Origin of the sequence: Pseudomonas sp. S30 (assembly GCF_016518545.1) — a bacterium.
Lineage (GTDB): Bacteria > Pseudomonadota > Gammaproteobacteria > Pseudomonadales > Pseudomonadaceae > Aquipseudomonas.
Genome location: NZ_JACVTO010000013.1, coordinates 133,576 through 145,347, shown reverse-complemented (window position 1 = coordinate 145,347; position 11,772 = coordinate 133,576). Strand labels below are relative to the sequence as shown.

The window sequence follows — 11,772 nt, the reverse complement described above, 5'->3', positions numbered from 1 at the left end:
TCAGCCTCGCTCCCATCCAATCGCTTCAGGCTTATAGTTCGGGATCGCGTGATTCACGATCTCCAGCTCGATCGCCTGCAGTTTGCGTTTGCGATTTTCGTCCTCGCCCCACTCAGTCACATAGCTGTTGATGGCAGCGTTGAAGTTGCTGAGGATGCTGGGATGATGGTGGCGATTGGCAACCCTGATCCGGATCTTCAAGTCCTTGTTCGCATTAAGAATCTGAAATCTGGACAACGCATCGAATAGGTACCTGAACTCGATCTCGGAGCTCCCGTCGCGACGGTAATAGATCAGGTAACCCTCGCTATATGTTTCGGCCAGCGCCTTGGCCTTCTCGCAGTAAGAGATCACTTCTTTGTGGTGAATGATCAAGTATGGCGAGGCGATAAGTTCAGCGGTGGCCGCACGCTCCCAGTATTCGCCGCTGGCCTTGTGCAAAATCAGGTCAGGGTAATAGAAGGTGTAGTTGTCTTTCGGGAATGTCCCCTTGGCCCTGAGGCCGTTCACATCGACCTGCAGCGTGTTCAGGTAATTGATCAGGGAAGGTTCAACGATATGAACCTGCTGGCCATCCTTGATGTGCAGGTTCTCACCCTTGTAATCCTTAAAGTGATCGTAGAAATCCTTGTCGTACTCGTCGTCGTGATTGAAGACAAACAGCATCCCACGCACTTCGTACTTTTCGCGCTTGGCCAGGAGGTAGCGTGTCTGCCATTCCCCCGATGAGCGTGCACAGTCAATGCTCTTCCCCAAGGACTTCAAGGCCTTTTTGATCGAGTCCATGGTGATCGACCCCACCGCGTAGCTCTTCAAATCAGTGTGAAGGTAGACAGCCTTGTTCAGATAGGGGTCTGCATATTTGAACACCACGTCAGTGGGATGCGTGTGCTCAGATTTCTTCTGAGGAGCATGTGTCTCCGGCTTCACACAGACGAAATTGAGGTTCGCAGGCCCCTCTTTCTTCCAGCGAAAAAAGCTGAAGATGTCGTTGGATACGAGCTCAGCAAGCCTCGCAATTTTTTCGGTTTCGCCGCCTGACATGGTTGTTCCCGTCACGAAATGAATGCGCAGGAACGGTGACAGCAGGGATCGTTGGCCCATGCCGATGAGGTGCGTCCTGCAGTAGAGATGGCTTCATGCCAGCACAAGCTACCCGAAAATGGCGAGCACGACCACCGCGCCCCCTCCCAAGCTAGTGCCGCTCGTCGGGCTTGCGACAGCACACCTGGGTCAATTTCAGGGGAGAAAACAAACAAAATTCAGGGATTTGGCTGCTAGGGAGAGTCAGCGATTAGACAGTCCGCACACGCCATTTTGGAAGGAGTTCAGAAAGGCTGAAAGCCTTTAATCATGGGGCCTAGAACAGGGTGAGGACTGACGGCAGGTGGCTATGGGAATCTGACCTCAGCAGGAAGCATAAAACCTAAATGCATAAAAACACAATCACAAAGAACATTTTGTGATTTGAGATTTTAAATTACAGTCAATACCATCCGGCGCCTTATATTACACCACAAACCGGGACCATTGTCAATATATGAATAAATCGACGATTGCGTTGAGGGGTCAAGGCCCAAATTCTGCCCCGAAAGGCTCGCAAAAGCAGCCGGCCCGAGGCAGCAGGATCCAGGAGATGAACAGTCTTACGCTAGTCAAGGGCAAGCCTCCCAGGCTTTACGAGACAGCAACCGGCGCCCCGTTGGATTTTTACAACGAATTCACTGAGTTCCTCTGGAGTCAGATTGGCATTCGCTACGCAAAGAACTCGGTCGTCGCTCTGGAAAGGGGTGGACGTTTCCTCACCGAGCTCCTCTATGAAACCGGCGCCCTTTCTGGCCGCCTTGACCCTGCTATGGCTTCGAAAACCATGAAGCTTTTCCCGTCCTATCTCATCGACGGTGCGAACGCCAAAGATCCGATTGTCCGGCAGGCAGCCATTCGAACAGGCCGGAAACCGATCTCTGCCGCATCAGCAGGCCAATACATCGCAGGTGCCAATCTGATGCTGGAGGTCTGCAGCACAATCACGTTCGAACAGGCAGAAATAGCATCGGTTCTCGCTGGCCAGCCTCCCCAGGCACAGGTGCATGCATTGCCGGAGCTCAAGCCCAGGGTGCGCAGCCCTCAGGAATTGGCTCAAATCCATGCCAACACGTTGCAGGTCAAACCCACTCTTGGCAGCGGTGCAAAGAAAGCCCAGGGCGGATTGCGCGCCCCTAAGGTCAAGAAACATCGGACGGCAAGGCACATCGATGTCTCGCACGTATTACCCATGCTTGCAAACGCTCCATCCCCGTTGGACGGCTTGATCTGGAGCTTTGGACTTGGAAGCTTGAGGGTGTCGGAAACGATGGGGATTCGCTTGGAGAATATTGACGTCCAGAAGAGGATCATCCGCGTCGAAGACCCTCAAGGCCTTCGTAATACAACCAACAAGGAAAGCTTTGGCTTCAAAGGCCGCAAGACGGCTGTTGTGACGATGTTTGAGCCATTCAAGTCCATCTTCTGGCAGAAGCTTGAGGAGTACATGGCCGTGCGGCCTTGCTCTGATAGCCCTTGGCTGTTGTTGTCGCTTGATCACGAGACCTACGGCACGCCCCTGTGCGAACTCAACGCCAACAGCGTTAACAAAGCGATCAACCGCCGCATTCAAGCCACCCAGAAGAAACTGAAGTTCGTAGCGCCCCAAGGCAACTACTCGTCCCACGATTTCCGCCATCTGTTCGGCGTTTGGGCACGTAACTACGTGGTGGTGCCAGGCCGACCCAAACCGGGTCTTGACCTTCCTGAGATTCAGTTGTTGATGGGCCATGCTGAGCCCAAAAGCACCCAGGTCTACGCCTCAGATTTGGGTATCAGCACCCTCGTGGACGTCGATGCTGCCAACGAACTCGTATATCACAAAGGCACGGGTGAAGGCATCGATTACTACCGTGGCCAGGCCTACACCCGACTGGGCGAGCAGCTGCTTGATCGGGGCCCAGAAGCGTGATCAACACGACCAACAGCCCTACTGTGCACGGCGATGACGCTCTTCAAAACGCGCTGAGCATTCTGCAAGAGCTTGGAAAAAGGGCCTTTGATCTCGAAACAAGGCCGGGCAAGGCCAATCCGGAGCTGATGAAGGATCGTCAGGCGAGACATCGCCTGGCAACCTCCATTTTCCTGAGACTGCGGAAAAACCGACCATTCACGGCGACAGAACTGACAACCCTGCATGAACTCTGCATCACTTCGGATAGCGAGGAGGATGCGGAACGATCAGCGCGGTTGTATACCGAACTGACAGGCACAGTAGCGCCTAGCATCATGGACGTCAGAGGACTTCGGGTGCCACTACGGGCGATGTTCGTACAACTGTGGGCCAAGGGCAACGTCACCCTTCCTCATACGTTTACGGTATCTGGTGTGTGGGCAAAATATCCCGACCTCAAATCCTGCTCACAGACGTTTATCTACAATGCCTCTGGGCCTAAGACATCTAACATTCACCGTAGCACCCGCTCCTTTCAGTACCGGGTAAATTGGCAAAGTCCTACTGACATCAGTTTTCAAGAGCTTTGGGACTCCGCTCCTGCTGTGGTTGATAAGCAACGTGAAATACGCAGTATTGGAAATGGGGGAGGACAACCGATTTCTCATACTTGGCGTGGGTTCAGTGCTTTGCAGAACTACATCCGACCACTGTGACGCCTGAACAAGCACGAGTGCTTGAGGGCTACCATAGCCACTTGAGCATGATGCAAGTGGAAGTTTCAAGCGACGAGCATCGCAAGACATACGAGAACTTCATCCACTACTGGGGTAATTTCTCAGAAAGGCCATCCCGAGACATCCTCCTTGAGCGCGCGAGAATTCGCTACGACACTGGCGTCGATGGCCGAAAAACGAAAGAAAAGGAAAGCAAAGAACATAAGATAACTCAGGCGCAAAAGGAAATCACAGCATCAATTGACATGCTTACTCCCGAAGAGTATGCGATTCTGCCTGGGCGCAAGCCTAGGTCGAGAGACGATTACGAATGGTTGAATGATTATTACGATAACGAAATACCTCCAGGGAAACTGACTTGCTGGGCTAAAGCATGCAAACTTCACCTGAGCTATCTCCAAGACAAGCTGAACATTGCCGCTCGACGTCAAGAGGTAGGGTACATACACATCGTGATGGACTACATCGGTATCTACCTGCCCGCGTGGTTCAGAAAGCATCCTGATACCGCTATCCAGTTCCCTGAACACATTGAAGACTTTCATCGTACGATTTTTTGGACTCGCACTGGCAATACCACTACTTTCAAACCTTCTGTCGATGATGAAGAGGTACCCCTGCCACTCACACTGCTTCAGTTCTATGACCTGAAAAGGACGGCGAAAACCAGGTCTGCATTCATAAATATCGTATGGCGCTTATTTGAGGTAGCTATCGTTAATGGTTCTGAAATCATGCCAAGCGGCTCTGTACTGGTCGACAGCATGTACAAGAATCCTGTCCATCCAAAATTTGACTCCGATGGAAGTGGGCCATCTGGGAAAAGCGACAAAATCCCTTTGCCTATCGACTCCATGCTGATGATTGAGGCCTACGTCATGGCTCTCGACACAATCGGAGTGGAGCTACAGAACAAATGCTTGAGAGGAATCTTTAGTCACAGTGAGATTAACGAAATCCGCGACTCAGCCTGGATCGACCTGGAAGCTTGTGGGATCTCCTACACTATTAAGCTATGGAATCCAAGCAATACCTTGGAAACGATCGAGATACCTCTGAAGAAAATTGCAAACGTATACTCGTGGCGGAATGAAAAGTACACGTCTAGTGATGTATACGTATACGTGCCTTGGCTCTCGCAGCTGAGGATGTTGACGATCGCTCTTTTTTCAGGACTACGACTCCAAAACTGCCAGTGGCTCGACATCCGCAATTTCGATAAATATTACGATCCCTCCATGCGAAGCAGCATCGGAAGCTGCGTTTTATTTGTAAACACCGACAAGAACGGAAAATCACGGCCTGTGACCCTTCCCTACAAGGTCATGGACGTTTTGCTTCAAGAGCGGCACTTTCAAATCAAAGAATATCGTAGTGAGTTCGTAGACATTCACTACCAAAATGATCCAGCAAATGCTAGCAATTACGACCCCATACATCCTCTATTTCGGAGCCCATGGACTCCAAACGGGCTCCCGTTCTCCGACAAGTCGTACCACGAAAAATGGATATTGATCCTTAGAGGCTTTCAAGACATCTATAATAGCTTCGTACCCCCAGAGCGTCGACATGAGTTTGTTGAATGCAATCCCATGGGTGAGTGGTCAGCGGTTCATACACCACATGCTCTGCGTGCCACCTGGATCACCCATCGCAGAATTTATGGTTTCTTAGACTATTCAGTAATTGGGGCCCAAGTTGGCCACGCGAATGAGTTTACAAGCTCGCACTACGTGGTGCCGACAGAACAGGAATCGACTGCCATCATTGATGCAGCCAATCGGAATGTCAGTCATCGCTCTTTCGCCGCCCTTTCTGGAATGCCTCTAAGCCCCTCATCGAAAGATTCTGCACTCGTCGCAGGCTGGAAAAACAACAGAGAAGCTGTCGTCCGCGATCAGCATTTAATCTCCGTGATACCTGAAATTTTGGATATTGAAGAGACCGGCGTCGACTTAATCACAACCACCAAAGATCAGAGAGTAAAATTTATGGACTGCTGTATTTGCGCACTAAACGGAAAATGCCCTAGAAAGCTTCTGGATTTCACACAGTCACCGCGAACCTGTGGCATCTGCCCGTATGCGGTCTTCGGAATTGACCACCTTCCTGGTTTAAATGCAAAGGTCAGAGACCTTACTAACCAGGCTGACCATCTGAAAGCCAAGCTTCAACGTACTCACAAACTTCAACCCGATTCGCCGGAGATAGAGGTTATTCATGAGGATCTATCGCTTTGCATGCTTGAACTTGCCGGCTATAGGCAGGCAATTCAGATCCTGAAGAAAAACTGGGAGGATGAGAGTCTCTCCGCTGGCTACATAGCCCGCCACCGAAATCTTAACAACCCAGTGCAACACATCGTGGATATGAATGATCCAAAGCAACGAGTAATGTCAATGCTGATCGATGCGTCACAGTTCCCAGGCTTTGCTTCAGAGCATTATCCCTTCATCCTTGATGAATTGGCACGCAACCCAGAATTCATGCAAGTTGCCACCCAATCCTTTGAAGACAGGGAAATCTATATTGGTCAGATTTTGTCCATCATGGGTGGTACTGGCATTTCATTCAAGGAAATCTCCACCTACGCATTGAGCAAACCGTGTGCTCTCTCCACAAACCATCAACTTTCGCTCGCGGGAGCGAACTGACATGAGCAGACCATGTGAGATGACTAAACCTACTGATGAAGTCGGGCCAAACTAAGCATGGTCAAGAAGCCTCTTGCGTCCGTACCAGCTCTATCGTCCAAGCCGACGCGAGGGGCAGCTCAGCTTAATGCAACCCTTGCTCGAATCAATGCCGCATTGGAGATGCTCCAGAAAGGCCCTAAGCGTTTCAAGAACATTAGCCAGTTGGCAGAGGAAATTGCCCGCATTTGCGGCATTGATCGTAGCTTGCTGTTGAAGCGTCAGAAGTCATATAGGAAGTGCCTAGAGCGCGTCCCAGAGCTGTACAGCGATGGGGGTACGCCTTCGACCCCTTACAACGTGGAGATCGATCCTAGGCATACGGTGATGATCCGGAATAAGCAGTTGGAAGAGGAAAACGCCAAGCTTCGTAACATCGTGGACGATCTGTCGAACAGAGCCACCAGGCTTCCCCAAGCTCAGGAGACTAGCGTAAAGGCCAGCGTACCTGAGTACCAACGCGAGTATGAAGTGACCTGCCAACTGGTGGACAGGATCCTCGATCACCAGCGGGTGATTCGAATCGACGACGATACCTTGATCGACTTCTCGGATGTCAGCGGAATCCCGAGGCCAATTGCTGATTCCGCGCTCATCGCTCCATACGTGAAATGGAAGAATAGCCGTGCGTAAATTGAAGGGTGACTCATCCGCTGTTGATGGTGCCGGTCTCGACTTTAAGTCACCAGATCGGAGCACTATTGGGAAAGTGTCACGAGAAGGCTCACCGCTTGAGGTGCTACGCGCCATGAGACCGGAATTGGAATCGGCAAAGCAGCTGCGTTTGGTGGCCCTAGACGTCATGCAATCAGGTAAGGGGGTACCTATGCGGGCAGGCAAGATAAACCTCGCATGGCTCGCGGGTACGGTTGGACTTACCAGGCAAGTGTTCTACCCAGGGCGGGGTGGGCAAGAGCTGTCCCAGATTGCTGATCTCTTGCTAGAGCATGTGCAATCACAACCCTCCACGAAGCCCCATACACAGTACGACAAATCCCTGGCCAGTTTGCGAACAGAGATTCAGTTGCTCCGAACCCAACTTCGGGATGCTGAGCGGGCACTTCAGCGCTCGGCTTTTCGGGAGCAAATCATTAAATCTGGGAAGATTCTTACGTTCTGACCAGGCTCTTGTCAGGCTGCGGAGGACGCCGATCTGTTCGCGCGTCTGCGGCCCTTTTTATCCTTCCTAGCCTTTTCTAACCAGTGGTGCACAGCCAATGGCAAAGCATTATTTCGTCCGTAAATTCACGCTCACTCTGAGTGGCGAACGGCAATTCCATCTCCTGTCTTTGTCCAGTGGGAACACTTTCAGAGCGAAGCTTGATCCATCGCTAAAATTGAAACCATTGTTCCCAGGAATGACCTATAGCGCGTCCATTGTGAAGCGAGGGAGAGGATTGGTCATTGCTTCAGTTGCTTCAGTTGCTTCGGTGACCTCGGGTACTGAAGTGGGACTCGATGAGTGTAAGGCGTTGGCGGGCTTCGTTAGCACTCAAGGTGCCCTACCCCTTTATGCTGCGCCTTATGGTCTAGGGAGCTTGTTGATCGAAACGGCCCTAGCCGAAGGGCGCGGCGTGCGACAACTACTTGATCATGAGAGTCGATTTATCCTCGGAAAGCATCTTGGCGATGCCCAGACGGCCCAGTTGCAGTTCGCATGGGAGGACTACATGGCTTTCCAGGAATCGGTGCTCGGCATCATGCGGCAAGGACTTCCTCAGACCGCCGCAGAGCGGATGGTGAAGCATTTGCCGGTGGACACCGACTCCCTCCTGGCCAACCCTCTAATGGCACTCCCGTTTCTTGAGGCCGATGACGCTTCGGCTTTTATGGCCGGCTTCGAGTTAAACCCCGGCTTGAGGCATGCCTGGTGGCTGCTGCGGTATTTGGAAACGCAGTCGCTGGCAGGAAATACCGTTGTTGAGGTGGCGTCTATCTATTCGGTTGGCGATGGTGACGGATGTGCGGGTGATGGGCTTCTTGGGGCTGATAGGCCTTTTGGGGATACTGGGCCTCTCGGGGCTGATAGGCCTTTTGGGGATACTGGGCCTCTCGGGGCTACTTTGGGCTTAGATGAGGTGTTTGAGGCAGTCCGCGAATGTGAGCGACACGGCTGGGTAGTCGAGATGGAGGGCCTGATTCAGCTTCGAAGCAACTACTGCCTTCAGAACGCTGTACGTGACCATCTGACCAGGATTTGCGGCCCGTTTCATCCGGTCTACAGCCAGCGCGAGATCGAACATGCCTTCAGTCGCTTGAGCGCATTCACCCCTGATCTGTTTGCCCACGACATGTACGAAGAAGTTTCCTGGGCTCTGAACTCGCGAGTGGTAATTGTACGATATGACGATACTAGAGCCGCTATTGAATTCACCCAGCAATACCGCGCGGTTTATGAACTCCTGACTAATACCGTTCCATCGTCAGTCACAGTCGCCAAATCCAGGTGTGCAGCTTATGAGGACGAATTGGGTGTTGCTCATGTCCCGTTCTACGAGATCACGGATGGCATCCACGGCCAGGCGATCGTCGTTCAGCAGTTCAATCAACTGCCCTTATTCGAAATTTTTCAGCTGCTGGCGGGGCTAGGAAACGTTGTGAGCCTGGTTTTGCTGGTTGATGCCACCCTGCCGGCTAATGCCGCTGTTGAGCAGATGTCCCGCTATTTCAGGACAATCGACGTCCATCTACGCCAGCAGGGTGCTCTGCCCATCCAGCAGTGCTTGTGGGAGGTCTCCGACATCGAGGCGCGGATTGATGCAGAGGATGTTCAGCGTATTGCGGTGGTATGTGATTGCCCCGAGATCTCGCTGCTCCTTAACAGACGGTACAGTTCGGTTCCAGCAGAAACTAAAGTGCCCAAAAAGGGTGACTTGATACGGCTGTCTCCACGCGGCCTGCGGCGCCTGGATGACGCCTTGATTCGAGTAGTGAACGTCAAGCCGGGCGAGCTTTTTGTACTGCAATCGCAGAGGTATCGGACGATCAAGGCCGAAGAATTTGCAGAGTACGCCTGGGCTGGGGGCTTCGTATTGAGTCCGAATGAGGCGTTTGGGGTCGCGCTGCCTCCGGTGCTGGTGTTCACCTCTGCTCAACGTGGTTCTGATGTAGGCAGCTCTGGTGGGGAAATGAAGGGGATGGCCTTAGTCAGGAACCTGCAGGCGCAGGGAGTTCGCGTGATTGAACACTGCGCGTATGAGATTGAAGGGTATCCAAGGGTTGCGGGCGCTGGGACTTTGCAGCGGATTGTGCCGCTGGTTGAGTGATGTCAGGAACTGCTGAGCATTACTCCAACCATGCGTTGTGTCGGCTGCTCATAGAGCTCGCATAGACGCGACCGATCAATAAACGTGGCTCGGTATCCGCTGATTGAGACGCTTTTGGGTACGAAGAGCCTGAAGATCACCCAGTTGACAAACCAAGATTTCTGCACAAAAATGCCGGTTGACATTATCCCTCATTTGCACAGATTTCGAGGTCGTATCGATGCACGAAACCCAGCACCCAAGTCATTTCGCACCCGAGTTGCTCCCCGAATACCTGGATCTGGTCTGCCAGGAAGTGATCTCAGTTGCGTATCAGGCGCTGGCTGATGCATCTACTCCAAACGATACCGCATACACCCGCGCAACCCTGCTTTACGGGCGTCTCCAAGGGCTCTGTAAGGCGTTGGGTGCCGATGTGACCCTGCCATGGCTTGAGCTTCGAAATGGCACCATGGACTTCACGATCAGCATCAACGGTGTATTGCTACAAATCGTCACCGACGATCCTGATGCTCCTAAGAAACTGCATCGGCTCAAGGCCAATCTGGTCGAGCTGCACCAACTGAGTCTCTTCGAGGCCAGCCCCGAGGTTTCCACCTGGAGACTGTTTGTCGATGGGAACAACGACCTCGAATTCCCTGAGTTCAAGGCCACGATCGTGGGCTTCGATATCAACCAAAATATCCTTTGCCACTGGGCACATGAATACAAGGCCAGCGTGCCGGTCAGAACCAGCGATCTCCCTGCTCAAGTCGAGATCGAGGAACCTTTGGTGGTTCGCAGAAACAAAGACGCCGACACGAAAAAACCCGACGAACCTGGCAGCGTAGATGGACGATAGAACACAGCAACTGGCATTAGGCGACGAATTCTCTCCGGACAAGCTGCGCCTTGCGCGCTGCGCGTCCGGTTGGTCGCTTGCAGACGTCGGTGACCTGCTTGGGGTTACCCGGCAGTATGCTCACAAACTGGAGGTGAATGGATTTCCCTCAGCCGCACAGCTGGAAATGCTGAGCACGGCTCTGGGCGTCACTCAGGAGTTTTTCTTTGCGCCTAGACGCAGCTCCGTTGAACTTGAGCAATGCCATTTCCGAAGCGTGCGCGCCTCAACGGTGACGGTGAAGAAATCGATTGCAGCTCAGGTTGAGCTTTTCGAACTGCTGATCGATGAGCTCGACAAAGAAGTCGCGTTCCCGGATATCAGCTTTTGGACACACGATGAACCAGTGACAAGCGTCGATACTATCGAACAAATTGCAGAGCGTTTTCGTAGAGAGCAATCGTTGGGGCTTGGGCCTCTCTCGAACGTCACCAGACTGGTCGAGAAGATTGGAGTGCTGGTCGTCAATATCGCTGAAGCGGATGACCGCATCGACGCGTTTTCCCTACACAACAAGCGCCCACTGATTGTTCGCAATACCGCGAAGCAGAACCCGTGCAGACAACGTTTCGACATCGCCCATGAGCTCGGTCACCTGGTGATGCACCAAGGTGTGGAAACGGGCTGCCGGCACACGGAAGATCAGGCCAACCAATTCGCAAGTGCCCTTTTGATGCCCAGGGCAAGCTTTGCAGGAGAGTTCCCTGCAATGCGAGGCCGGTATCTCAACTGGCAAGCCTTAGGTGAGCTCAAGCTGAGGTGGAAGGTTAGTTTCAAGGCGCTGATCTATCGGGCTCAGGCCCTGGATCTCATCAGCCAAGAACAGGCCAAGTCAGGCTTCACCTATCTGAATCGCAAGGGCTTCACACGGCGGGAAGATCTCGATGATCAGATCGAGATGGAATCACCTCGACTGGTGCAGCGCGCACTGGATTTGCTAGATCACGCTAGCTGGAGAAAGGCTCTCAAGGCCTGTGGGCTTACCCGTGAGATGGTTGAAAGCCGCTTCATGCTCGCACCACCTGAGCCACCTTTGAGGCTGGTCTGAAGGTTCTACTAGGAGGCGGATATGGCGCTCAATTTCGAACGACTGCGGGCACATATCCTCCCTCTGGGGTCATGAGAAAATAGTATCAACTGCAACATCGGTTACCTTTAAGTCCGTAACACATGCATCATGTTTTGAATGCCCCCCAAAGCTTACTTGACTGGCAGACGC

The 11,772-nt window shown here is 52.5% G+C and carries 9 protein-coding genes; 8 read left to right on the top strand and 1 reads right to left on the bottom strand.

What is annotated here, in order from left to right; all coding sequences use genetic code 11:
- Positions 1–1,104 (bottom strand): hypothetical protein, encoded by a 1,104-nt coding sequence (locus IAE34_RS15875; RefSeq protein ID WP_200139907.1) that lies wholly within the window; start codon positions 1,102–1,104, stop codon positions 1–3.
- 532 nt (positions 1,105–1,636) lie between these two features.
- Here IAE34_RS15875 and IAE34_RS15870 point away from each other — a divergent pair.
- The 8 genes from IAE34_RS15870 to IAE34_RS15845 all read left to right on the top strand — a co-directional run bounded on the left by IAE34_RS15870 (position 1,637) and on the right by IAE34_RS15845 (position 11,601).
- Complete coding sequence (locus IAE34_RS15870) at positions 1,637–2,995, top strand: tyrosine-type recombinase/integrase (RefSeq protein WP_233631179.1); 1,359 nt, start codon at positions 1,637–1,639, stop codon at positions 2,993–2,995.
- A complete protein-coding gene (locus tag IAE34_RS24365; protein ID WP_233631178.1) occupies positions 2,992–3,693 on the top strand; it encodes a hypothetical protein in 702 nt (233 codons plus the stop codon). Before IAE34_RS15870 ends, IAE34_RS24365 begins: the two co-directional genes overlap by 4 nt.
- Before the next feature lie 47 nt (positions 3,694–3,740).
- Positions 3,741–6,368, top strand: a complete 2,628-nt coding sequence (locus IAE34_RS15865) for a site-specific integrase (protein ID WP_233631177.1) — start codon at positions 3,741–3,743, stop codon at positions 6,366–6,368.
- A 57-nt stretch (positions 6,369–6,425) separates the two neighbouring features.
- Positions 6,426–7,040: a hypothetical protein gene (locus tag IAE34_RS15860; protein WP_200139905.1), complete on the top strand. Its 615-nt coding sequence runs from the start codon at positions 6,426–6,428 to the stop codon at positions 7,038–7,040.
- Positions 7,041–7,209: 169 nt separating this feature from the next.
- Entirely contained in the window at positions 7,210–7,527 is a 318-nt protein-coding gene (locus IAE34_RS24585; RefSeq protein WP_325100998.1) for a hypothetical protein, read from the top strand.
- Between the two features lie 97 nt (positions 7,528–7,624).
- The gene (locus tag IAE34_RS15855) at positions 7,625–9,673 is read left to right on the top strand and encodes a hypothetical protein (RefSeq protein ID WP_200139904.1); all 2,049 of its coding nucleotides are present in this window, start codon (positions 7,625–7,627) and stop codon (positions 9,671–9,673) included.
- A 220-nt stretch (positions 9,674–9,893) separates the two neighbouring features.
- Positions 9,894–10,514 (top strand): hypothetical protein, encoded by a 621-nt coding sequence (locus IAE34_RS15850; protein ID WP_019096084.1) that lies wholly within the window; start codon positions 9,894–9,896, stop codon positions 10,512–10,514.
- Positions 10,504–11,601 (top strand): ImmA/IrrE family metallo-endopeptidase, encoded by a 1,098-nt coding sequence (locus IAE34_RS15845; protein WP_200139903.1) that lies wholly within the window; start codon positions 10,504–10,506, stop codon positions 11,599–11,601. Before IAE34_RS15850 ends, IAE34_RS15845 begins: the two co-directional genes overlap by 11 nt.
- Positions 11,602–11,772 lie beyond the last annotated feature (171 nt).